The 24120-nt window shown below is 38.2% G+C and carries 21 protein-coding genes; 13 read left to right on the top strand and 8 right to left on the bottom strand.

All coding sequences use genetic code 11. The annotated features are described in order from the left end of the window. Position 1: 1 nt before the first annotated feature. Both J8L98_RS00105 and J8L98_RS00100 read right to left on the bottom strand, forming a co-directional pair. On the bottom strand, positions 2-496 hold the full coding sequence (locus J8L98_RS00105; protein WP_210994737.1) for a tyrosine-protein phosphatase: 495 nt from the start codon (positions 494-496) through the stop codon (positions 2-4). Between the two features lie 477 nt (positions 497-973). Continuing rightward, on the bottom strand, positions 974-1210 hold the full coding sequence (locus J8L98_RS00100; RefSeq protein ID WP_210994736.1) for a hypothetical protein: 237 nt from the start codon (positions 1208-1210) through the stop codon (positions 974-976). A gap of 193 nt (positions 1211-1403) precedes the next feature. Between J8L98_RS00100 and J8L98_RS00095 the strand changes: the two genes are divergently transcribed. Continuing rightward, on the top strand, positions 1404-1946 hold the full coding sequence (locus tag J8L98_RS00095; protein WP_210994735.1) for a chorismate mutase: 543 nt from the start codon (positions 1404-1406) through the stop codon (positions 1944-1946). A 42-nt stretch (positions 1947-1988) separates the two neighbouring features. On the opposite strand, the gene ttcA is transcribed toward J8L98_RS00095, so the two are convergent. Further along, a complete protein-coding gene (gene ttcA / locus J8L98_RS00090; protein ID WP_192508560.1) occupies positions 1989-2870 on the bottom strand; it encodes a tRNA 2-thiocytidine(32) synthetase TtcA in 882 nt (293 codons plus the stop codon). Positions 2871-3090: 220 nt separating this feature from the next. Between ttcA and J8L98_RS00085 the strand changes: the two genes are divergently transcribed. Continuing rightward, positions 3091-3333: a hypothetical protein gene (locus J8L98_RS00085; RefSeq protein ID WP_192507806.1), complete on the top strand. Its 243-nt coding sequence runs from the start codon at positions 3091-3093 to the stop codon at positions 3331-3333. An 85-nt stretch (positions 3334-3418) separates the two neighbouring features. Here J8L98_RS00085 and ppiC read toward each other — a convergent pair whose 3' ends face one another. Continuing rightward, complete coding sequence (ppiC, locus tag J8L98_RS00080; RefSeq protein ID WP_210994734.1) at positions 3419-3697, bottom strand: peptidylprolyl isomerase PpiC; 279 nt, start codon at positions 3695-3697, stop codon at positions 3419-3421. A 218-nt stretch (positions 3698-3915) separates the two neighbouring features. Here ppiC and J8L98_RS00075 point away from each other — a divergent pair, with 218 nt between their 5' ends. From J8L98_RS00075 to J8L98_RS00050, 6 genes are all read left to right on the top strand, one after another. Then, the gene (locus J8L98_RS00075) at positions 3916-4194 is read left to right on the top strand and encodes a hypothetical protein (protein WP_210994733.1); all 279 of its coding nucleotides are present in this window, start codon (positions 3916-3918) and stop codon (positions 4192-4194) included. An 18-nt stretch (positions 4195-4212) separates the two neighbouring features. After that, entirely contained in the window at positions 4213-5379 is a 1167-nt protein-coding gene (locus tag J8L98_RS00070; RefSeq protein ID WP_210994732.1) for a hypothetical protein, read from the top strand. Between the two features lie 760 nt (positions 5380-6139). Continuing rightward, positions 6140-6298: a hypothetical protein gene (locus J8L98_RS00065; protein ID WP_210994731.1), complete on the top strand. Its 159-nt coding sequence runs from the start codon at positions 6140-6142 to the stop codon at positions 6296-6298. Between the two features lie 29 nt (positions 6299-6327). Next, the gene (locus J8L98_RS00060) at positions 6328-6510 is read left to right on the top strand and encodes a hypothetical protein (protein WP_210994730.1); all 183 of its coding nucleotides are present in this window, start codon (positions 6328-6330) and stop codon (positions 6508-6510) included. Between the two features lie 598 nt (positions 6511-7108). Then, positions 7109-9964, top strand: a complete 2856-nt coding sequence (locus J8L98_RS00055) for a TonB-dependent receptor (RefSeq protein WP_210994729.1) — start codon at positions 7109-7111, stop codon at positions 9962-9964. Between the two features lie 429 nt (positions 9965-10393). Next, entirely contained in the window at positions 10394-12526 is a 2133-nt protein-coding gene (locus J8L98_RS00050; protein ID WP_210994728.1) for a winged helix-turn-helix domain-containing protein, read from the top strand. 21 nt (positions 12527-12547) lie between these two features. Here J8L98_RS00050 and J8L98_RS00045 read toward each other — a convergent pair whose 3' ends face one another. Beyond that, the gene (locus J8L98_RS00045; protein ID WP_210994727.1) at positions 12548-12706 is read right to left on the bottom strand and encodes a hypothetical protein; all 159 of its coding nucleotides are present in this window, start codon (positions 12704-12706) and stop codon (positions 12548-12550) included. A gap of 379 nt (positions 12707-13085) precedes the next feature. Between J8L98_RS00045 and J8L98_RS00040 the strand changes: the two genes are divergently transcribed. The 4 genes from J8L98_RS00040 (at position 13086) to J8L98_RS00025 (ending at position 19608) form a co-directional block, all read left to right on the top strand. Then, positions 13086-15686 (top strand): GEVED domain-containing protein, encoded by a 2601-nt coding sequence (locus J8L98_RS00040; protein WP_210994726.1) that lies wholly within the window; start codon positions 13086-13088, stop codon positions 15684-15686. 75 nt (positions 15687-15761) lie between these two features. Further along, a complete protein-coding gene (locus tag J8L98_RS00035) occupies positions 15762-16349 on the top strand; it encodes a hypothetical protein (RefSeq protein WP_210994725.1) in 588 nt (195 codons plus the stop codon). A 526-nt stretch (positions 16350-16875) separates the two neighbouring features. Beyond that, positions 16876-17895, top strand: a complete 1020-nt coding sequence (locus tag J8L98_RS00030; RefSeq protein ID WP_210994724.1) for a tetratricopeptide repeat protein — start codon at positions 16876-16878, stop codon at positions 17893-17895. 165 nt (positions 17896-18060) lie between these two features. After that, positions 18061-19608, top strand: coding sequence for an NAD(P)-binding domain-containing protein (locus tag J8L98_RS00025; protein ID WP_210994723.1), 1548 nt, complete (start codon positions 18061-18063; stop codon positions 19606-19608). Positions 19609-19687: 79 nt separating this feature from the next. Here the strand turns inward: J8L98_RS00025 and J8L98_RS00020 are convergent, their stop codons facing one another. Further along, a complete protein-coding gene (locus J8L98_RS00020; RefSeq protein ID WP_210994722.1) occupies positions 19688-21178 on the bottom strand; it encodes a hypothetical protein in 1491 nt (496 codons plus the stop codon). Positions 21179-21855: 677 nt separating this feature from the next. Here J8L98_RS00020 and J8L98_RS00015 point away from each other — a divergent pair. Continuing rightward, the gene (locus tag J8L98_RS00015) at positions 21856-22545 is read left to right on the top strand and encodes a hypothetical protein (protein ID WP_210994721.1); all 690 of its coding nucleotides are present in this window, start codon (positions 21856-21858) and stop codon (positions 22543-22545) included. Positions 22546-22709: 164 nt separating this feature from the next. Here the strand turns inward: J8L98_RS00015 and J8L98_RS00010 are convergent, their stop codons facing one another. Together J8L98_RS00010 and J8L98_RS00005 are read right to left on the bottom strand one after the other, a co-directional pair. Beyond that, a complete protein-coding gene (locus tag J8L98_RS00010; RefSeq protein ID WP_210994720.1) occupies positions 22710-23165 on the bottom strand; it encodes a hypothetical protein in 456 nt (151 codons plus the stop codon). Positions 23166-23464: 299 nt separating this feature from the next. Continuing rightward, positions 23465-24120 (bottom strand): hypothetical protein (locus J8L98_RS00005; RefSeq protein ID WP_210994719.1); only part of this gene is annotated, 656 nt, incomplete at its 5' end.

The raw sequence follows: 24120 nt of genomic DNA, 5'->3' as shown, positions 1-24120 counted from the left end.
TTTAAATCATAAAGTCATTGAAAAAACGCAACTGCTCTGGATGGCACAACGCTTTAGGTCGTAGGCGTTGGACAGCATTTTTTGCAGATAACTTGTCATACCCTAGCGCATGCATTAACAGTGCTACTACTAAGCCTGTGCGGCCTGATCCTCCTTTACAATGCACGACGACAACACCCTGATCATTAAGTAGTGAAATAATCTTTGGTACATAATCTGCCCATGCAGTTGAAAAAGCATCCGTTGGTGGTGCCTCATCGCTGATGGGGAGTTGATACCATTCAATGCCTTGTGTCATGCACACTTGAGATAATGTCTGCGCGCCATAACGCGTTAATTCTTTATCATACATTACCGATATCAACGCATTTGCGCCCGCTGATTTCAATATTTCGACCGACTCTTGCAGCGTTGCGTCTTTCGTGCCTGGGCAGGGAGTAAAAATAATTTGTCCACCATTATCTAGTGACAACGTATCATATGGGTGAAGTCTCATGCTCAATGTCTCTTTTAATTAACTGAACCATTTTTATTACGATATGATGTGGAACACTTAATTCAGCTGCCCTATTCATATTTTGCTTTCATATAAGAGAAGCTTACCGTATATAACACTTTCGCTGCAATGCTATTCTTATCTGTTCTGAAGGTACTTCCGCTTGTGCAAAAACACTTTCTCTTCCCACCCCTAAAATACAGAAAATACACTTAACCACACAGGTAACGGTGACAAAAATGAATGAAAAAGTACGAAACACGACTGAGGTAACATCATCATAGGAAGAAAGTAACATTAAAATTGGTGCTATCAGTAGGCTAAGTAACATAACGCACCCAACCCTAAGTTAATCTTACAGATTAAGGTTGGTGATTTAGTACAAGGGTCTGCATCCATTGGGAAGTAACCCGCAACCTTTGTTCCAATACCCTGCTCCAATACCATGTAGCACAATAAACCCTCCAGATAAAATTGCTACCATGATCCCAACACTTGCGATATAGCCACCAAATAGGCAAAAAGTACCGCCAGTGGATAATTACTCATTCGAGGTGTTCGCTTTTCTGTTGGGCTCCCAGTGACTCCTAACGCGCTGTAAAACTGTTTACTGTGGTCATAATCTGGATAAAAGCGACCTGTAATGTAAACACCTTTTCTATCCAAATTGCTGCCACCAAACCAAACAGTACAGTCATCGTGTCTAACAGACATACACTCCCTCTATAAAAACAGTTATTCAGGTTCGCACCACATAAAACCTTCTGCTGCTACTAACGTATATTTCACACGTGAGAACAACATTATCGCGTTGATACAATACAATAAAGTGTGCTTTAATTACCCATTTATTGCTGATGCGTTTTTGGCATGCCCTGCAAATATACTTAAATCAAATAAGGTAACTATGCTCAAATTCATTGTATTGCTTATGGTCGTAATGTCCCTTCCCGCATGGTCAATATCTTGCACGACTGAAACTTTCAATACGATCAATAAACGACTCAGTTATATGCAAGATATCGCGCTATATAAAGCCAATAACCATTTAGCCATAGAAGATATCGCGCGCGAGAACATTGTCATTACCGCAAGTAGTAACTCAGCGGCCAAAATTGGGTTAGATAAAGAGAGTGTCAAAGCATTTTTTATTGCACAAATCTCTGCAGCAAAAGCAGTTCAATACCGATATCGAGCCGATCTACTCAGTAACAAAACAAGTCATAAGCCGAGAGATCTAAACACAATTATTCGTCCCCAATTGATTGAATTAGGGAGTAAGATCAATACACAAATTGCATACTGCCTAAAGCATGGACAACCCTTCACTGCAGATCAAGAGACTGGATTTATAAACGCTTTAACCGTGGATTATTTAAGCAATTCAGACAAGAAAAAGCTATTTAACGCATTGATAAATATTCGCTTGCAGCCAATAAAAAGCCACTGAAATATTCCGGTGGCTCGTTAACGAACGTGCTATCAGCACGCATTAAATATTTGTGATATCTATAAATAAAGACTCATCAATATTTGAAGACGAGACGGTTGCTTCAGCAAATTCATATTCCGCTTTTTGCGCTGCTCGATCGATTGGTAAGTTAATAAAATCAAATAAGTCTCTATCCGCCAGTTGGCTTGGACTTACATTTTGTATTGATTTAAAAATACTCTCGACGCGCCCGGGGGTTTTAGTATCCCAATCAACCAACATGGCTTTAATATTCTGTCGCTGTAAGTTTTCTTGTGAACCACACAGATTACAAGGAATAATTGGGAATTGTTTATACTCTGCGTATTTAATCAAATCATCTTCGCGACAATAGGTCAATGGTCTGATCACCACATTTCGGCCATCATCTGAACGCAATTTTGGCGGCATTGCTTTTAGTCGAGCACCGTGAAACATATTTAGAAACATGGTTTCAACAATATCATCTAGATGGTGACCCAGCGCGATTTTAGTTGCACCAATTTTTTCCGCAAACGAATATAAAGTACCTCGTCTTAAACGAGAGCAAAGTCCACATGTCGTTTTGCCTTCAGGCACCTTTTGCTTTACAACCGAATAGGTGTCTTTATCAACAATGTAATAAGGAATATCAAGACTTTCAAAGTATTCTGGTAAAATGTGCTCGGGAAAGCCAGGCTGCTTTTGATCAAGATTAACCGCTACAACATCAAATTTGATCGGCGCAACTTTTTGCAGACTCAAAAGTATATCCAGCATAGCAAATGAATCTTTACCGCCACTAATACACGCCATGACTACGTCATTTTCTTCTATCATGTTGTAATCTACAACCGCATTACCAACATTCTTTCTGAGGCGTTTATGTAGTTTAGTGATTTCAGGTGTTTCTTTTTGAGTCATTGCAGGCTTCCCACATCGCCAGTTCACCGACGCCGCGTTATCAAATAAAATTACAGGGCGCGAATTATACGGGTTTTTACCTACGGTTGGAATACTCATAAATAGATTCTAATTCACCATGAAACCACTTTTAATGAATGCAAACAGCAGTAATTATTTGCTAAGTCTCATAAAACCTACTTTCCTTAAGGTGATAAAACTCATAATTAAACAAGGAACCATGATGATATTACGAATAGCTCTTGTACTGAGTACGCTTTTTACACTTTCAGCTTGCTCTGACGCAGCACCGGTTCCGGTCGGTGAATGTGCCAAAGTCGTTGCACATGCAAAAAAAGTATTAGGGGATAAAGCACCCAGTACCGCAGATATGACAAAGCAATGTAAAGAAGCCAGTGATGAAGCACGAGGATGTGTGTTAGCGGCGAGCAAAGCCATGAAAATTTTAAGCTGTGATATGTAAGCCGTAATAATGGCCAACCAGTGTTAGCCACTTAAAGAGAAATTTGTTAGAAGGTCAGCAAGCACTACCTTCTAACAAACACAAATCATGTACGATAGAGTACCTTGATCACATGCCAACCAAAACGTGTTTTAACTAGGTGGGGTTCTAAGATCTCAGCGCCAAATGCAACTTTATCGAACTGTGGCACCATTTGACCACGCTTAAATTCACCTAAATCTCCACCTTTTTTGCCCGATGGGCATGTTGAGTGCTTCTTCGCGAGAACTTGAAACTTTGCACCCTTTTTAAGTTGTTTAATAATGTCTTCAGCAAGCTCTTTGTGCTTCACTAGAATATGTAATGCATGCGCCGTATTTGCCATAATTGCACCTATCGATATAAAAAACGCGCGAAGTATACCATATTGAAAACGACTCATTTCAAGATAAAATTATAAACCCCGTTAAAATTGATAGCAAAAAGTAAATGGTGTGAAATCAAGATTAAAAATAGATTAATGTTAAGTTCAACACATACAATAAGGTTCATTTATTTTTGAAGGTAACTTAAATGCCATGATTGATTTAATAAGGAGTAATAATGGTATCGATCATTCACGCAAAAACTTACAGCTATAGCGCAATATTTCTCACACCACTCTTTTTAATATCTGGATGTGGAGACAGTGACGAAGGTAGCACCGCGAGTAAACCAACTATTGATCCAAGAAGGACGATTAGCTTCTCGGATGCACGTGCTGATTTTGACACTAAATTACTCCAAGTTGCCAATAACACTCCGGAATTTAACTTAAGAGTAGGATTAAGTGCATATGAAGTAGGATCTTTTCTACAAGATGGTGCGTTACATGGTAGCTAGGATATTGCAGATCAACAAATGACTCTGAATTCTTTTGAAGAGATCAGCTACCGTTTTGAACTAGACGAAAAAGATGCTTCCTACAAAGATGCCGATACATCATTAAAAGTGATCCCTGGGTTCTCATTTACCCTTGGTGCAGGAAGTAATAACGCCAAAGTTAAAACCATCAACTACACAATATCCCTGTCAGATATTACATTAACCAAACTTAAAAACCCTGTACATGCAATTTTATCTGGTGGCAGTGATACCGTCGCAGCAAATGAATTTTCCTACGGGGTATACAGCGCAAAAATAAAATATGGTATTTCGTTTTATGATGAATATGCTAAAGAAATTACACTAGGAGCAGGGTTTGAGACCGACCTGTTTAGTGCTGAAGCAAATGTCAAAAAGTCTTCAAGCAGCCAAATTTCATCAAAATATAAATTTGAGGGTGTGGCACCTGTTCAAATAGGCTTTTTAAAGCGAAATATTGCCAGTATTAACCGGATCCCAACATCATTGAAGCTTGCGCTCGATCCTAATAATGCAAATTTAATAAATATAACTTGGAAGGCTGTCGAAAATGCAAGCTACTACAATATATTTCAATCAGAGACCGCGGGGATTAATGCCAACTCCACTTCTACATACAGTCAGAAAATAACTGTTGAGGATCCATTTTATACCTTTGAAGGTGCGCCAAATCAATCATATTATTTCAAAGTGTCTTTCACAGTTAATCGCCAAGAAAGTGAAACTGGGCTTGAAGATGGCATTCAAACAATCCCTGGAGATGAAACACCACCTGGTGATGGGCCAATTGATGGCGGTGGAAACAGTAAACAACCTGAAGTAGAACCGAATAATGATATAAATTCAGCACAAGAGATCCGAGCAGGCGTTGTATCAGGTCAAAAAACAACGGCGCAAGATTATAATGATGTGTTTAAACTCATTCCTTCAAAAACAGCTTTAGATTTCAAAGTTATCCATGAAAAGCAATATAGTGCAACAAGTGATTACGATATTTATATATATAACCACAATGAAGAGCTTATCCACTCTTTTCCATCATATAATGGAGAAAATGATCAACATATTATTGGGGTAGAAAAAAACAAGCCGGTATACATAAAAATGAACATGAAAAACGACACCACGATTAACGATAGATATAACCTGGAACTCGGATTTTAAATTATAATTATGAACTAGAGCCTAATAACGCTTTGTCTGATGCTAACTTACTTCTCAATAACACAACAAAACGTGGCTCTCGGAGTTTCAGAAGCGACTATCGCGACTACTATTACATCAATACCGAATCAAACACGCTACGTGTTCAGTTCACTCACTCAGATAAGCTGAGCGCATCAAGTAATTATACAATCTACATTTACAATGCAACCGAAGAGTAAATAAGTAAAGTAAAGGCTGTAAATGGAATGGACGTTGACTTTAATATTGGTGTTGAAGTAAATAGTCGGATATATATTCGCGTTGACATAGACGGCGATAACTCTAGAGATATTCTCTATTCTATAAATGCCAGCTTTGAGTAAGAGTAAATCAACTTTAACCGAAAAAGGAAATTACGATGAATTTAAAATTAAAAAAGAACAAAATAAAAAATCTGTCTAATAATACTGTTATCGGAAAAATGCCACGCCGATGATTGCAGGTGGCAGAGGTTCTGAGATATATGTATGTTTTTCTAATATCCAACTCTGTGGGGCTTCTAGACACCCTAATGCCTGCCAGCCTTCACAACATGTAACTGTATGTACATAAAATAAATTATATCTGTGGGAATGCCATTTACAGCATTCCCTGATTCGCCACAAGGTAACTACCTAGTGACAACTTCAATACTCGGCCTTCGCTCCAACGTCTCTTTGAATATTCACCCACAACACTCTATAACTTTAGTTCGGCCTAAATGCTAACGGAACTTGCAATGAAGATGTTCTGCTTTGTCATTTTGTTGTTATTTTTAAAAGGCGTAACCGCACAAAGCACCCATGACAAGCTAAAAGAAGCGAAAGATTACTTAACGGTAAATCCCGCTCACTCAAAATTCTTCAGGCAATACCTAATATCAACGCGCTGTCAGTAAAGCAGCAAATACAATGGTATATAATTACCATGCGCGCATCAGTACCACCAGATAACCCCGACATGCTTATTGACTCTTTAGAAGCTATTTTTTATCACTATCAACATCCTTACTTGATTGAACACATCAACACGATCACCCGTGCTTTAGGTATCTGGTTGCGTCAAAATAACCCGCTTATTGAGGCACAAACAAGCTTAGAATGTTCCTAAAGCCACACTAAAAATGACAGGCAAAGTTTAAATTAAGCAATAGTTTATCGGTCGTAAACAGGCACATCAATGATTTAGATGTCGCAAAGACACACTGTATTAAAGCAAAGAAGCTAACGAAACTTACGCACCGAGATAATATTTTAGCAATAATTGAAAATAACCAAAGAATGATTGCGCTAGAGGCAGGTAATATTAAGCGAGTGGAGAGCCACTTTCGATTGGCTTTAATAGAACTAGGGTTTGTATGGTGACATATCAGTTAATATGTAGACAAAAAATATAATTTATTATCCTTTTAGCTCATATATAGCGTTACATAAGCATTATAAAACATCATCTCCGCAAGGCGATTAGAAGATCAAACCACAAAGATAAAAATAAAAGTAAGCTTCAAAAACAAAATCTTATATAAATAAAAACTTATAATAACTTCATAAATTTGAACATAGCAATGAACCTTCGACCTGATTTTGGGTATATTTACAGTGAAAGCGTTCTCAATATATATTGTGTTCTGCCACCTCAGAGGCAGGATCTAAAAACTCAATATTTGAGTAAAATAATTATTAAAAAATAAGATGGAGATACTAGAGTTATGAGGTTTAAGAACTCCCCAATAACGCTTGCTTTGATAAGTGCATTAACTGCAATTCCAACTTACGCAGAAGAAGATAAGGGCCAATCAGAAGCAAATGATACAATTGACCGCATTCAGGTTACAGGCTCACGTATTGCTCGTATCAATACACACACACCATCGCCTGTGATCAGTGTTGATGCTGAAGCAGTCAAAGCCTCAGGTTATTTAAACATAAATGAATTATTAACCGAGTTGCCGCAGTTCGTTTTTGGTGTAGGTACCGCCTCTAGTAACCAGGATGGATTCTCAAATGCCGGTCTAAATGCTGCAAACTTACGTAATTTAGGGACCGAAAGAACACTAACGTTAATCAATGGACGTCGTGTAGTACAGTCTACCTACGACACGGGAGAGATGGTCACTGATACCAGTTATATTCCAACCGAATTAATTGATCGGATTGACATACTAACTGGAGGCGCGGCATCTACATATGGTGCAGATGCAGTCGCTGGTGTAGTTAACTATGTGATGAAAAAGAATTATGAAGGCACTAAAATATCTGGACAATATGGTGGCTCAGCGGTTGGTGATGGTGAAGAAAGTACTTTCACGATCACCACGGGCCATAATTTTGATGATCAGCGAGGTAATGTTGTATTCTCTTTAGATTATTATAATCAGGAGAGAGCAAAAGATAGCAATCGTCCAGGTTCTGGCACAACTCGTTGGATCAATAACCCACTAAGTACAGGCACTGGCGATGGCCACTCAAATAAAATTGTAGGTACAAACCTTGGTTGGCCTGATTATAATGTCGTTGGTCAGCTAATGGGAGTTTGGGACGCAGATAACGACAGAACAAACTATTATGATATTTCAGGCGATGAAGCCCTATACATGTACAATAGTAACGATAAAGTGGGGCCTTTTTACATACAAAACAGTGACAGTGCACAAGGATATGAGCTAGACACATTTGCTATGACGCGCAACCCTTTTGAACGCCATACAGCCTACTTACTTTTCAACTATGAATTAGACGACAATACCAGTCTTACCACTGATTTTCGTTACACCAAGGTCGAATCAAATTTACTTTCTTCACCCGAGTTCAACTATGGTCAACGTTTTATAAATATTAATGATTTTGCACAAAGCAACCTCGTTTTACCAAGCCATGTACAAAACTTACTGGCTCAAGATGATGGCTACTTTCAAACGTCTGTAGGTTTATACGAGTTAGGTCCACGCAAAGCGGCAGTTGAGCGTGATTTATTTGCTTTCTCAGCCACGCTAGAGGGGGAGTTTGAAAATGGTTGGGTTTGGGATGCTTACGCTTCTAGTGGTGTAACACACAATGATAGCTTATTTTTCAATAGAACAGACAAACGCCGTCTACCTCGAAATGGCTATCAAACCTTAAGTGCTAGCGGTGAGATATGCAATGGTAACAACTGCCCTGCTTTTAACCCTTTACTCCCCATGTCACAAGAAGCAATTGATTACGTTAGAGTTGCGCCTTATGGAAGTCAAATAAAGTCAGAGCAACATACATTTGCCTTTACTACATCAGGTGATTTGTTGGAATTACCCTATGGTGCCTTAGCTTTTGCCGCGGGGGCTGAAGTTCGCCGTGAATCTTTAGAGTTAAATACAGATGAAGCTTGGCAAAATTCAAAAATAACAGGGTCAAGTCGATTACCTTGGGATGCAGGTAGAACAATTAAAGAGCTTTATTTTGAATTAGAAGCGCCAGTACTTGGTGATACATTCTTAGTTGAGGAGTTAGTATTAAGTGCAGCTGGTCGAGTCTCTGATTATACCTACTCAGGAAAACATAATACATGGAAGCTTGGCGCAACATGGACCATTATTGATGGCCTAGCTATGCGCTCTACCCTAGCACATACAGTACGTGCACCACAGCTAGTAGAGCAATTTCGTGCAGCTAGCCTTGGTTGGAGGGCAAATATAGAAGATCCATGCGATAAACTACAAATAGCCAATGCTGCTAACAGTGACCGAGCGAAAACAATCAGTAATTGTAAAGCATTTGGTATTACTGACCCCGAAAGTTGGGATTCTCCAACAGCGACTGATGGTGGTGTAAATTCAATTAGTGGTGGTAATATTGCTTTACAACCAGAGAAAGCTGACACCTTAACGATAGGGGTAGTATATACACCCAACTTTATAGATAATTTATCACTCACTGTAGATTATTTTGATATTGATTTAACCAATGCAATGCAATCAACAGGCATACAAAACTCTCTCGATAAATGTGCAACAGCTGACGATATTAATTCTGATATTTATTGCGCACTGGTTAATCGTAATAGCACAGGACAAATCGATTCTGTATTAAATGCTGTAGTCAACCAAGCATTAAGGGGCAGACGTGCCGTTGATTTCGAAATCTCTTATTTACGTAACTTAGAAAGCTATGGCGAAATCGATTTCTCTATATATGTCACTAAGCTAATTCATTCAACAAGTAGAGACTCCATTGATAATGACGAAGAAGAGTTTAGAGGTATTGGAACCTTTAACTCAAATTTGAGGGGCCGCTTAACGATGACTTATCGATATGAAGATATCAGTATCAATTGGATAACAAACTATGCGGAAGGCGTTCAAGTTGATATTGACGGCACTTATGATTTATATGAAAAGCCCTTTACAGAAGATGCTCTCAAGCATGACGTAAGAATCGCTTATAAAGCAACAGATAACACGAATCTTTATTTCGGCATAAGGAACGTCTTTGATAAAACATATTATGATCACCCTACAACAGCCTCAGGCCTAGGTCAGTATGATTCCATGGGACGGTTCTTTTATGGTGGGATTTCATACGAATTTTAATATAATTTAAAAAGAAACGGTGAGATTAAGTAGTGTTTTATTCGAATCATTAACAGACTATATGCTTTTAAATAAATTTAATTTCATAGTGTTGGTAAAGTAAATAAGGATCATTTAATTTGCCAATTATACCCCCTTAAGCCACTCTCTTGAGTGGCTTATTTAACAACCAAAAAACACAACAAACCCACTAAAAACATAAAAACCCAAGCTAATTTCAATTGCTTATAATCCTAAAATTTACAGACAATTAATCATTAACATATAGATCAACCCTAGTTTTTAACATAACAAACGCAAAAAATTCAAATTTGCTCAACAAGATCAATTAACGTATCCTATTGATAAAACATGTTACCTCTAAACTAAGAATAAGCTATTTATCTAAAATCCCAAGAATTAATTTGTATTAGCTAACAAGTAATAATTATGATTGATATCGAAAAACCTTTTAAACTCGAAAACATTACTGTCCACCCTAAAACTGATGAGCTGAGTTATTGTGGAAAAACCATTGCAATCAAGTCGATGGCTATGAAAGTGATCTGCTACTTTGCAAAAAATAAAGATATTGTCATTAGTCGAGACTGTTTACGTAATGACCTATGGCAAAACCCCACGACATCAAATCATACGATTAATAACCATATCTATAGCTTGCGACAATCACTTGCTCAACTCGATGATCAAACAAAGTTTTTTCATACAGTCACAGGCACTAAAAATGGTTATCGATTACTCGCTGACGTTACGCAAGAAACAATTCAACCAATATCATCTAGTACAGGTTTAAACGCATCAAAATTAAGTGATGAAAGTGCACATAATAAAAATAAATTAAATAAAACAAAATTACGTTCATTGATTTTACCATCATTTTTAATTGTAACTTGTATTATTATATTCCTTTCTCAAGAGACTAAGTTCTATAACCACGCTACTGCACTTACTAGCCACGCGGGTCAAGAACAAAACCCTGCGATCAGCCTAGATGGTGATATAATCATTTATGCCAATCGGACACGTAGACCTTTTACTTGGGAGCTCTATGCAAGTAAAGTCCAAACCCCTTTGCAGCCGACTAAAGTATTTAGTTCTATGGTAAACCATGATAATTTTGTCAGTATTTCTCCTAACAAAAAATACATCGCGTTTATCCGTTATGCAAAAGGTGCCGAAGGCATCTATATTGCAAACTTTAACGCTGATAGTTTAACTGCGCATAACGAAAAATTAACCATTCCGCTTAGTGCAGTTAATTCAACACCTGCTATCAGTTGGCTCAATAACAGTCAATTTTTTTATACCGCAAAAAAAACCGCTTTAGCACCGTTAAAAATCTATTTATACGACTTAGCAACCAACCGCTCGGAGCAAGTTACCTCTCCACCAATCAATACCGTTGGTGATTTTGCAGTTGTTGTTTCCCCTGATAGAAACTGGTTAGCGATAATGCGTGCAGATAATCTACATGGCTATCAATTATATTTATATCATCTCAGTACAAAAACCTTAATGAAAACGCAAGTCACAAATACAGAACAGCGATTAAACATTAGCTTTAGTGATGATAGCCTAAAGGTATATTTTGTTGACCAGCAAGGCTTTTTATCCAGTTATGATATAAAAAAGAAAGTTATAACAAAAATATCAGCACAGCAGCATATGGGATATTGGCCTTTAAAAATCCCTGGTAAAGAGCAATTTATAATGCAAGAAGATTGGGGACTATCCCCATTGACAGCTCAGATAATTAAAACTAATAACCCAAGAGTCGGTGGTGATGGTGCTTCGGAAGTGGTCGTCAACAACGGCTTATCAATTGCGGCGGTTGAAGGTATCGCCAATGGAGGTCTCATTTTTGCCTCGGTAAAACCTAATCAACAAATTGAGATCTGGAAATATCAACACGGTAAAGTGTTTAAATTAAATGAATTTCACGAAACCATAGAGTATCGTGAACCATTAAACCTACATTGGTCAAAGAATACCAATACAGCTTTACTTTCCATAAATAAAAGTTGTCGAATAATAGATATCGACTCAGGTAAAGACACACCGCTCTGCCCAGACAATGAAAATATTTATGCTGGAAGGTTTAGTTATGATGGCCAATCAATTTTTTTGGCCAGCTTTGATAACTCTAATGCAATTGAAATTGGTGTGAGCGGTTATCCTGTTAATAATATTCCAGAGTTAGGCTCAGTGAATTCCATTCATCAAAACAGTGATGGTAGTTTCTATTACAGTAAAGAACCAAGCTTTGATATTTATCACTTTAATCCCACAACAGGAGAAAACACCCTAATAGTTAAGCGAACTTTTGTCTATCACCGCTACTCTGGCAATGACTTTGTTGTGACTGCACAGGGAATTTACTATATGGATAGAATCGCAGTTACCAAAAATAGCATTTACTACTATGACTTTTCCAGCAAAAAAAGTGAGTATATCATTGATAGCAAAGGAAATTACCCATCCCTTGTAATTAGCGAAGATGAACGTTTTATATATTTAATAGAGTCAACAAATCACGACAGTAAATTATTATTGATTGAATAACTCAAACCCAACAATAATATTTTACAATTTGGCATTGATATAATGCGGCATTGATATAATGTAGCGCTGGGTTAATATAGCAATCAAGACAATATAGAACACAATAATCCCAGCACCACACTCTCCACTTTTTAAAATATAGTCAAACTTACCTTTTAGCTCACACAAAAATATCATCATATCAAGAACTCTTAAACCTACCACCCACACTAAAAAAACAACCCCACCCATTAAAATATAAAATAATTTATAATTAATTATCTTTTTATCTCTTCCGAATAAAAAGTCACAAACTATCACGTAAGTTATGACACTTAAAAAAATAAAAACTTAACCATATAAAGCAACAAGATAAGAACACCTCACTTCACATCACCACAAAAATAAACATTAAGAAATATCACGATAGAAAAACCATGTATTTTCTGTGAAGGCCGACACATTTACAAATAAAACCTACTCACTATATATTGTGAATGGTCGAAAACAGGCCTTTGAATTGAAACAACCGATAGATAAATGAAACTTTAAAATAATATGAAAGGTAATAAATATAAAAATGAAGAAATTTAACAATGGTATACCTGCCATATCCATCATTTCCGCTATAATGGCTTTTTCTTTCCCAGTGCAAGCTGAAACATTGCTTGAAGCGGGAAAAATGAAAGTACCACTTATATTAGCCAATTTTAGCGACACAAAAACAACAACAACACCTTCTCAAATAGAAAATAAACTTTTTAACAGTGAACATGATGTAAGCGCTTATTTTGACGAAGTCAGTTACGGTAATTTCGATGTTATCGGGACTGCTTTTGATTGGGTTCAACTACCTCAAAAGCATGATTTTTATGGAACAAATGATGCCGATAACAATGACTGGGATACTAACTACGTTCAGTTAGGTAAAGATTCTATCGCAGCATCTGATGCGTTGATTGACTTCTCAAAATTCGATGCTAACAGTGATTGTATTGTCGATTCTGTTGCTGTTGTATATCAAGGTTATGCTGAGAACGACCCAGGTACCGATGAAGGACTGCCAACTGACATTTGGCCCATCAATATGGCACTTAAAAATGAGCCCACGAAAGATCGCTGTACCTCAGATACAACTCGCTTCATGACAGTTGAACGCTTGACTTTAATTCCAGAATTGAGAAGCGACAACGCCGATGGCCTAACCCCCATTGGCTTACTCACTCATGAGTTGGTTCATAGTGGTTTTGGAAACCGACTCGGCGGTAGTTGGTTCCCTGATTTATATGGTTCGGGCAATCACAAAGGGATAAGTCGTTGGGGACTTATGGGTATAGGTAACCATTTAAGTTCGATTCCTTATCGCACCCCTGATGGTCAAAGAAATCCAAATTATGTCGCTGACAACTACTCTCGCCCAGCGCACGCGACAGCCTTTACTAAAGTGCTAATGAATTGGGTTGAACCGATTGAGCTATCTGCTGGCGACAGCATTAAAAACGCTCAAATTCATGCAGCTTCCACCAATAATCCGACCATTTATAAACTTACCAATCCCAAAAATCCTGAAGAATATTATCTTATTGAAAATCGCTATCAAGATGCCGATAGTTTCGATGCTGGCATAGAAACATCAGGTTTAGCAGTTTGGCATATAGATGAAGGCTCGTGGTCTACGGCAACTAAAAAAGGTTGCTCTTTCCCTGATAATCCAATAGATGCAGCAACAAAAGGAACTTGTGATAAATTTGCTCATTCCGTCATTGCATTAGTTCAAGCCGACAACTTATGGGAATTGCAAAAAGGTAAAGGTGCAAATCAAGGTGATTTATATTCAAACCGCATTGCCGGTATTTCAACTTCAACCTACCCTAGCACGCGATTTTATGACTTTTCTGAAAGTGGTTTAGCCATTACCAATATTAGTGCTTCGGGGCCAATTATGACGGCAGACATTAATGTGTCTTTCCCGAATATGGACCAACCTATTTTTTGTGCCGATGAAAAAGCTTATACCAGAGGACCCAGTGAAGTAACGCTTAACATTAAAAACACGTCGACCGATAAAACTGTTGGGTTTTACTGGTTAAATGAAGAAGGAAAAAGATACCCTGACTTCGCATTACGCGCCCCTTATGCGTGGCTTACACCGGATGCTGCTCCTTATAACGCAACAGATTTTAAATCGGGTGATAAAATTGTTTTAGTTGACCAAAGTGATAATTGTTTAGCCGTTACCACTCTAGGAAATGCTGGCACAGACGTTGAAATTCGTAGCGATGGGGGTTATGCAAACAATGTTAAAATATTTGATCTTGGAGATGATTTACCAAAAGATTACGCTGTGCCCGCACAAAACAACACTAATTGGGAGCATATAGATAATATTAGCCTTGCTAATGTTGCACATTCTAGTGGTGACGATGCAGGTTATGGCGATTATTCGGCATTGGCCCCCTTTGAAATCGCTCAGGGCGACAGCATTAGTATGAGTGCATCAGGTAAAAGCAAAGAGAATTGGCTAGTATGGGTTGATTTAAATAATGACTTCGAATTTAGTAACGATGAACTTGTTTATCAAAGTGACGTTAAATCCAACGACGTGAGTGGTACTCTATCCAATCTTAGCGCTGCTGTAGGCATTACCACGCGTATGCGTATTGCTATGTCCTATCGTACACCAACTGCTATCGGTGGGTTTGAAGGGGAAATTGAAGATTACACAGTCACAATTATTGATAATTCTGCTGGCTGTACACCCGACTGTGACACTGTTACCTATGCAGAACCAGAAAAAAACAATACTCACTGGGAGCATATTGATAGTGTAAAGATTAATATGACCACCCACTTAAGTGGTGATGATGGTGGCTATGGTGATTATTCTCACAAACCGGCTATAACTATTTCGCAAAATGACGAGATCAGTTTAAGCGCATCAGGAAATAAAAATGAGCGTTGGATTGTTTGGGTTGATTTAAATAGTGATGGACAGTTCAGTGATGATGAAGTTACTTATCAAAGCCCTAATAAGTCTAATGACGTCTCTGGTACATTAGAGAACCTAACGGATGCAATGGGTTTAACAACACGTATGCGTATCGCCATGTCATACCGTACACCCACAGCCACTGGTGGGTTTGAAGGCGAAATTGAAGACTATACGGTCACCATTCAATAATTGCGCTCTACGACTAAAGCCCGGTTAATAGGGCTCTAGTCGTAGCTCTTTACACTATACTTACTCAGGAAATAAATGATGACTCGTCAAGCAGTATTCACCACCCCCGTCATTATTGTGGCTATCGGTATAATAACTTTCAGCTTTTATCCAAAGCATGGCCCCACTAAATTAATCGATCACCCTCCTTTAGTTACCAGCACCAATAAAGAATATAAAAAGAAAATAAATGACAATAAAACATCTAGTGTAAAAGTAGTCGCTCATCAACAAGTTCGGCATTCATATCAAGATAAAAAGCGACAAGTGAGTGGCACAAATGAAAGCCTCAGCGTTGCTCGTGCTCAGCCCGAACCTTATGAGAATATAGGCCTATCACAACAGCAAATAAAAGCCTATCAAAGTATAGTAAAAGCCCATGTTCAACAACGCAGGGATTTAGAAAGTAATAAATATCAAACTTCCCCTGAGCAGTATAGAAATACATTTTCTCAATTAACAAGCAACTATCAAAATCAGTTGCAAGGTTTAATGAGCGAAGAACAATTAAAGCAATACCAGGAAAACATTAGCCACTACAACCGAAGCCATACATTCCCGACAAAACAGCACGACGATAGCAAAAAAGACAGAAATGTAATGCATGCTAGAACTGCAAATTAAAAAGGGAAAGAGTTTTCTTACACTGAAGAAAGCAGACTTGATTAAGTTTGCTTTGGCTTGTAGTAAATAAACCCAGATGAAATTAAAACAATAAGTCCTTTCATCTCGTTTAATTAAGTCAACAGATGCTATGCAACTATGGTTAATATACAAACCAAAACTATAGAAACACACTTCGCTATCCGTTACTTAAGACTTGAACGCAAGGCGACTATTTAAAAAGAATATCAGTAACTTAAAAGCCCCAAATACTGCAACAATTAAGAGGAGTAAAGATCAAACACTGGGGGAGTTCTAGATGGAGGTTTTAGACACCCTAATGCCTACCAGAGTGCACAACATGTAACTATATGTACATAAAATAAATTATATCTGTGGGAATGCCATTTGCAGCATTCCCTGATTAGCCACAAGGTAACTACCAAGTGACAACTTCAATACTCGCCTTCGCTCCAACGCTTCTTTGAATATTCACCCACAACACTCTATAGTTTTAGTTCGGCCTATATGCTAACGGAACTTGCCAATGAAGATGTTCTGCTTTGTCATTTTGTTGTTATTTTTAAAAGACGTAACCGCACAAAGCACCAATGACAAGCTAAAAGAAGCGAAAGATTACTTAACGGTAAATCCCGCTCACTCACTCACAATTCTTCAGGCAATACCTAATATCAACGCGCTGTCAGTAAAACAGCAAATACAATGGCACATTATTACCATGCGCGCATCAGTACCAACAGATAACCCCGACATGCTTATTGACTCTTTAGAAGCTATTTTTTATCACTATCAACACCCTTACTTTATTGAAAACCTCACTACAATCACCAGTGCTTTAGGTATCTGGTTGCGTAAAAACAACCATCTTATTGAGGCACAAACAAGCTTAGAATGCTCCTACAAGCATGCCAAAAATGATCGACAAAAATTAACATTAACAAATAGTTTAGCGCTTGTCGCTCGCCATATAGGTGACCTAGACACCGCGAAAGCACTCTATAATGAAGCAAAAAAAATAGCAAAGCTCACTCAACGCGATAATGTATTAGCCATAATAGAAAATAATCAAGGCATGATTGCGCTAGAAGAAGGTAACATCGCTTTAGCTGAACAACATTTTAGGCTTGCCTTAGTTGGGTATCAGAACCTAGATAAACGCTCAGGTCAAATATCCGCTGGCTTGAATTTATTATTTACTTTCTTAATACAGCAAGAGTTGGTTAATTTTCAACGATTATATAGCCCCACAAAAAACTTAACCAATGGCTTTTCAAGTGTTGCAAAGCAAGCACTATTGCTTTGGTTACATACTCGGTTTTTACAATTACAAGGCGAGCCCATAACCGCTAAAGAACAACGCCAGCTCAAAATTGCTTATTCACATATTAAAGGTCCAAAGCTAAAAATGTTAATTAATAAGTATTTAGCTCCAGCGCTTGACTTTAAACACATGGAAGATCCAACCACAACACAAATTATGTTTAATCGGCCTTGGTTTAAGCATGTACAAGACTGTAGTTGGTCAAAACAAAATAAAGTGCATTAAAATCAAAAACTTGAATAGCACTAGTGCAACTCACTATTGTTCATGCTCTTTACGTATACCAAATTAGGCAATTACACATGAAAATATTTTAAGTTAAATATTTGTAAATGAATTATTTTTATTTACAATGCATATTCAACTGGTCGCTGATAGTGATTACTTTTTATGGACAAAAAACAGAAAACTGACCCAACACTATACGATGTGTGTGTAGTAGGTGCTGGGTGGTCTGGTTTAATGGCATGTAAATATGCGTTAGAAAACGGACTATCTGTCATTGTATTTGAGCAAAGAGCCCACTTAGGTGGTATATGGAATTATAGCCAAGACCCTAATGTTGTCTCAGTTGCAACATCAGCCGCTATACCCTCACCCGCTTACTTGACTGAAGCTTGTGACTTTTATCTTAGTCCAGAGACCAGTGATCTCCTTAACAAAAGCCAAATCATTAAATACCTTAATGATTACGCAAGACACTTTAATTTGTTACCTCATATCAAGTTCAATGAAACAGTGATTCATACCACGAATGAAAATAACTGGTTAGTCACCACCCAGTCTGCCACCATCAAAGCAAAAAACTTAGTTGTATCCGGTGGAGCCAATGCGATAACGCCGTCACGACCAAGAGAACTTCGAGACTTTGAAGGTAAGGTTGAGCATTTAGGTCATATCAAAGAGTATAAAAACCACCATATGTATTCAAAAGAACGGATTTTATTATACGGAAATGAAGGGCTGGCTATTGATACTTTAAAGTTTTTAGCGACATCAACGCACACATTAACGTGTTCTATACCAAAGCAATACACGTGTTTCTCAGCCATTAATTTAACACAACCTGATGATATTTCCTTGCATCAAGAAATCCACGCATGTGCGCTAAATAAAGCGTCTCAATACTCTACAGACACCTTATCGAGGTGGCTAAATACCGCGACTTCAACACTCAAGTTATGGATCAATAAATGCCGATATACATCACAGTTAAAAAAAACAACAGCCATACCTAAGTACGATGCAAACATAAATTGTAAAGATGCGATACATAGCTCCATTGGGCAATCTGTCAAATTCTATTCTGGTGAAACCCGTTACTTTGATCGAATAATATTATGTACTGGGTACACCTATCAATTATCTTTCCTCCCTAAAAAATATGCCTATAAGGCGCGAAACCAATGTTATAAATCGGTGTTTGATTGCCAAGACCCGTCTCTTATTTTTATTGGTTCTGTACGCCCCTGTGTAGGCACATTACCACTTATCAGTGAATTACAATGTCGATGGGCTTTTAAAATACTCAGCGGAAAGAAATATTTACCAAGTCTACCTAGGATGCAAAACCAAATTAATTTCGATAATCAGTTTTGGTCACGCTATATCAACCGCCAAGCAAATTCTGACACACTCGTCGAACCATACACTTACTGTAAGCAAATAGCGCACTTATCAGGAGATAACCCTGATTATCGTAAATTATTTATTCAAAGCCCCTATGCCTTCGTAACAACCTGCTTGTCACCAATAAGTAGCGCCCACTTTGCGATAAAAGATAAAAAAACTCGAGATGGCGCAATTGCACAAATTTGTGCCCGAAGACGGGCAAGAGGAGGATTATTTTTACTCTGCACTATTTTTAGAAAAATAATACGTCATAAATGGCAAGTCGAGCTTTCAACAAAAAGAGCAACCAAAAATCACTCTCCTTAATTCACTCGTTGTGACATGCTAAAAATAGGCCTTACGTAAAGTTCGACACATATTTTTAGCATACCTTTTTAGTGCACCATTAGTTCAGTACTCCGTTATGTAAGTCTATTTTAATTACTTCGCCGTCGTCACAGGTTTGTGCTTCGCTATACTTACATGCTGTCAATTGATCGCGGGAAAAAGACAACATCTTAAAATGCGTTGTCACTTGCTCAGTGACGATAGATAGTACGCTATTAGCGACACTATAACGGCCTAACTCGCTATTACTATGCATACTGCGCACCGTATAATTGGTTTTACCATCAGCCTGTGTTTGGGCAATAAACCGTAACTTGTCACTCCCTTGCTCATCATTAAATGTCAATGTGGCATGATCCAGCCAGCTATGTGAAAACCGCTCCACCCCATGAGCAGGGTCGAATTCGACCACGCTCACTGACGCATTATTCAGCTTTAACGGGCTCATTGGTTCAAATTCTGAAATAACCCCATTTTCCATGTAAAATGTGTTACCTTCCTTTGCGATAAGACGATGGGTAAATTTACATGCCAAGTAACACGTATCATCGGGGCAATCGACCACCGAGCCGAGTTCTGGATGAGTCAGTTTAAATCTTAAAAAAGTCCCGTTGTCTGTTAACTCCCAGCGAGAACCTGGATGTACAATATTGGGTACCGTGATGTTATCTGCATAATGATCATATTGGCGGCTACCTAAATGCCAACTACCGACAATTGAATCTAAATCAAATACCTCTTCTTGTTGCTCAATAAACATGCCTCGGCGTGTATGCCACTTAACACCACTACCTTGACTTACGTTGGCAACAAATTCCGCCCCCACGCTGCCAACCGGGTTGGTTTGCCAAAAGGTATACTTTATTTTCTTTCCATTTATATATGCTTTTATAATCAACTTATTGTTTTTAATGCGCCACTTAAATGGGGCTTTTTCGCCATTAAAAAACGTAAATTCCCCCTGTTTTTTACTGATGAAGTGAGCACTCGCCGAGGCCAAATCAGAAAAATAAGGCTGTTCTGGGTATGTAAGCAGTTCAACCCCGTCAACAGTCCATTTTTTGCCCACCAAATCAAGGTGCCAACCCGCTAAATCTTGTTTTTCTAATAAGGTGACACTCGACTGTTCAATAAATGTTTCAATAACATCATTCGAACTATCGTCAACCACATTATGATGCCTAATACTTTGATAAATTGAGTCATCCTGATGTATTAGCTGAAGTTGAGTCAGCTCTATCCGAATAACAGAGTTGGGCGCATTTTCAAAGCGAGACATGATCATCGGCTGATCAAATTTTATCACGGTGCCACCGACCGTTTGTTCCCAGTTAATACGTGACCGAGTTTGTTGCTTTAAAATGCCCTCACCGTTTCTTTTGAGTGTTAACTGTGTGGCAGTATACCGATTGTCATTATCTAAAATGATATAATTGGCGGGATATACCTCTTTTTTTATTTTTATAGCAGCCTTAACCTGAAAAGTCGCAATAATAAAGATGACTGCAACCATTAACGCATACGTAATAAAACCTCTATTCATATTCATCGCAATTCCTTTGTTTGATTATTATTGTGCATAAACACTATGCGACACTATTTTGAAAAATTCAACACTATGAAAAACAAGAAATTATAAACTTGGAGTTAACAATTAAAAAACAATCAACTAATCTGCATTAATATAAAACACCTGTTATGCGTATGATTGTTGGTATAATAATAACTTTCATCGCAATAATTTTTCATTGCTGACATTCTCTACCGTAGATTACAGTACATAATCGCATGAAAGTTAAATTTTTATATCTCACGAATTGAACTATTCATTGCGCTACATGATTCAATTCCATATTTTGATTTACTCACTAATATGCCCATGGATCATTGTAAAAATACTTAACCTCAGGTTTGGATAAGGGTTTTGGAGTAGAAAATGTTTTGCAAACAAACTTATGTACAATCCAATGATGATATTTTGTTCAATATCAAGGCGATTTTATGCAGTAATAGCGGGCTATTACAAATGAAAACAACGCCGAGAGTGAGAAAAAGAGCTTTATTGGGCAAATTCGCTTATCCAGAGCTGAGATTACTTATAAAGAGTGGTCATTCATCCTCGATATTGCATATTTACTGTGATATATAAACAGCAAATGTCATTTTTCTTGATACAGATTAACCATCCTAAGGTTTTGGTTAATGGCTATTTTATATAGGTAAATCATGAGTGTAGAGCAAGATTTGGCGAAACTTCATCGCTTAAATAGTATCGTCAGTGGGCCACTAAAATTCATCATAAGTGAAGTCTTAGAAGTGACACCTTTAGTCGTAGAGTGGATAAACGTGCAAACAAGTGGCTCGGCCGTGTGTCGTTACAAAACAGACAACACACGGCAATATGAAGTACGTTACCAGTTCGGTAATATCGGAAATTTAGTCCACGAGTTAACCCATGTTGCGGTGAATGAATCGTATAAACTCGACTTTATCAATTATCCAAACTGGGCAACAATTGACCTGCCCAATCGAGACCTTGATATACTTGGCAGGTGTAAAAATGAAGACTTACGCCAAACCAAGCAAATGAGCCAAGCCATGAATAGCGCAAAAAGCGATACGCTGATGCGTTTAAAAGGATGGACAGATGCTGCATCAGAGCTATCTGCTATACAAAAAACGGAGATTTCGAATAAGTTAGTCTATGGTATGATCAACCCGCACAAAGAAAGCGACACCGTACTCAACCAAATTTTGGTCTGGCTATTTGAATGGGGTTTCCCAATCGCTGGGCAACACGTTAATAAACCGATTGTGAATGCCCTATATGAAGAGCTAAGTACCGCTGTGAAATTAGCGTACTTAGAAAGAGAAAAAGGCAAACGGTACGTGCGAATGAACATGCCAACAGTGTGAAAAGTACTATATCACTCTTAAAATAAAGTAAGAAGAGGTTATCCCTGCTAAACGCTAGGATATACCCTCTGCTTGCACTTCCATTTCGTGCTATCAGCTATTAGAACCACCAAAACCGCCTCGGTGCCCACCTATACCCATTCATTGCAAAGCCTACCTATAGGCTAATCAATTTTTACCGCTGCAACCTCTTTTGACTCACATAAAAAAGACGTCAGTTGCGATACTTCAGGCTCTCGCACTTCAACGTAAAGGGCAAGAAGGCTCTCACTATCTTGTGTTGCATGTTGGCATTGTAAATAATGCTGCAGTAACTCTGCCCCCGCTAAACCTGAAACCCAGACAGAAAACAGCAACGAGAGCAAGGATAAGAGTAGAAACACACCCAGTGTTAAATTAAATGCCACTGAGAATACAGATACACAAACCAATGCACACATAAAAGTGTAAAGTTCTAATTTAACAATCTTCAACACACTTTTTGTGAGCCACGTGTGTAATGGGTGAGGTTTTTTGCCACATAGGGCCGATATGTCTTCTGTTAGCGCAAATGCGTCGATTTGCTGCTGAGCTTTAACAAAGGCATGGTAATTTTGACTAGTGATTAGATAATGAAGCATATTTTATCTTCCGCAACTGCATGTACAGTGTATTACGATGCAAAATTAACTTTGGCTCACCACTTTAGTCATTATTTCAAAAAGTCCCCATATCAACTCAGGTTATCATCACACCCAACCCTTTTTGTAACTTTCCCTGCCCTGTTTTGTTGTCACACACCAGCTTTTACCCGCAAATATAAAACCCAGCAAGTGCTGGGCTTTACCTTTTAATACGAGCATTCAAATCAACAATTCAATTGTTCATCACTCGCACTATTCCTGAGTAATTGTAATAGCACTCTGATCAGGCACAGTAATTAATCAAAGTTAACTTTCTTAATATTCACACTCATTTGACCTTGGCTTGATGTATCACTACCAATTAAGAACAATGATAGATCACTCATTGATTCAAGATACACTGGCGTATGGCCATCAAGCGTTTTTAGTGTGCTATTTCCACTTGCATCTAAGTATGAAACGCCTAACGTAGAGTACGAGCCAACGCCACTGCTGAGTGCCGTCGTATTATCGATAATAGTAAGCGCATAAGTGACCCCACTTTCTACAGGGTGCATCACAGCTTCACCACCGGCGTTGCCTACCACATTCGACGCGGCGTCTATTGTTACGATATCGCCACTGATTTTTGATAACCCAGTCACCGACACCCTAACATCAGCAATCGCTACATTTTCATTGGTCGTATACGGTGTAAATGCAATTTTACCCTCGTTAACGAAACTCTTTGCATAACTCTCCGCAAGTTCAAAACAATGAGAGAAGGTTGGTCTTGCAAGGCTTGATGCTGATCCATTCTGTTTATTTGCACTACGGCTACCATTAGCATACATAAAGTAGTTATAGACATTTACACCCGCCGTACCTGGAGTGGAGCCCGACCCTGAGTAATGAGTGTCTACTTCAAAACAAACCTGATCAACCGTTAGCAAGTGCTTTGATATATCAACAT

The sequence above is a fragment of the Pseudoalteromonas sp. MMG013 genome (assembly GCF_018100885.1).
Lineage (GTDB): Bacteria > Pseudomonadota > Gammaproteobacteria > Enterobacterales > Alteromonadaceae > Pseudoalteromonas > Pseudoalteromonas aurantia.
This window is presented reverse-complemented; position numbering and strand designations above follow the sequence as displayed.

What these genes read in the sequence shown, in the direction of transcription:
- J8L98_RS00105 (WP_210994737.1), bottom strand. Translation starts at nt 496, where the DNA reads ATGAGACTTCACCCATATGATACGTTGTCACTAGATAATGGTGGACAA.
- J8L98_RS00100 (WP_210994736.1), bottom strand. Translation starts at nt 1,210, where the DNA reads ATGTCTGTTAGACACGATGACTGTACTGTTTGGTTTGGTGGCAGCAAT.
- J8L98_RS00095 (WP_210994735.1), top strand. Translation starts at nt 1,404, where the DNA reads ATGCTCAAATTCATTGTATTGCTTATGGTCGTAATGTCCCTTCCCGCA.
- ttcA (WP_192508560.1), bottom strand. Translation starts at nt 2,870, where the DNA reads ATGACTCAAAAAGAAACACCTGAAATCACTAAACTACATAAACGCCTC.
- J8L98_RS00085 (WP_192507806.1), top strand. Translation starts at nt 3,091, where the DNA reads ATGATGATATTACGAATAGCTCTTGTACTGAGTACGCTTTTTACACTT.
- ppiC (WP_210994734.1), bottom strand. Translation starts at nt 3,697, where the DNA reads ATGGCAAATACGGCGCATGCATTACATATTCTAGTGAAGCACAAAGAG.
- J8L98_RS00075 (WP_210994733.1), top strand. Translation starts at nt 3,916, where the DNA reads ATGGTATCGATCATTCACGCAAAAACTTACAGCTATAGCGCAATATTT.
- J8L98_RS00070 (WP_210994732.1), top strand. Translation starts at nt 4,213, where the DNA reads ATGACTCTGAATTCTTTTGAAGAGATCAGCTACCGTTTTGAACTAGAC.
- J8L98_RS00065 (WP_210994731.1), top strand. Translation starts at nt 6,140, where the DNA reads ATGAAGATGTTCTGCTTTGTCATTTTGTTGTTATTTTTAAAAGGCGTA.
- J8L98_RS00060 (WP_210994730.1), top strand. Translation starts at nt 6,328, where the DNA reads ATGCGCGCATCAGTACCACCAGATAACCCCGACATGCTTATTGACTCT.
- J8L98_RS00055 (WP_210994729.1), top strand. Translation starts at nt 7,109, where the DNA reads ATGAGGTTTAAGAACTCCCCAATAACGCTTGCTTTGATAAGTGCATTA.
- J8L98_RS00050 (WP_210994728.1), top strand. Translation starts at nt 10,394, where the DNA reads ATGATTGATATCGAAAAACCTTTTAAACTCGAAAACATTACTGTCCAC.
- J8L98_RS00045 (WP_210994727.1), bottom strand. Translation starts at nt 12,706, where the DNA reads ATGATGATATTTTTGTGTGAGCTAAAAGGTAAGTTTGACTATATTTTA.
- J8L98_RS00040 (WP_210994726.1), top strand. Translation starts at nt 13,086, where the DNA reads ATGAAGAAATTTAACAATGGTATACCTGCCATATCCATCATTTCCGCT.
- J8L98_RS00035 (WP_210994725.1), top strand. Translation starts at nt 15,762, where the DNA reads ATGATGACTCGTCAAGCAGTATTCACCACCCCCGTCATTATTGTGGCT.
- J8L98_RS00030 (WP_210994724.1), top strand. Translation starts at nt 16,876, where the DNA reads ATGAAGATGTTCTGCTTTGTCATTTTGTTGTTATTTTTAAAAGACGTA.
- J8L98_RS00025 (WP_210994723.1), top strand. Translation starts at nt 18,061, where the DNA reads ATGGACAAAAAACAGAAAACTGACCCAACACTATACGATGTGTGTGTA.
- J8L98_RS00020 (WP_210994722.1), bottom strand. Translation starts at nt 21,178, where the DNA reads ATGAATATGAATAGAGGTTTTATTACGTATGCGTTAATGGTTGCAGTC.
- J8L98_RS00015 (WP_210994721.1), top strand. Translation starts at nt 21,856, where the DNA reads ATGAGTGTAGAGCAAGATTTGGCGAAACTTCATCGCTTAAATAGTATC.
- J8L98_RS00010 (WP_210994720.1), bottom strand. Translation starts at nt 23,165, where the DNA reads ATGCTTCATTATCTAATCACTAGTCAAAATTACCATGCCTTTGTTAAA.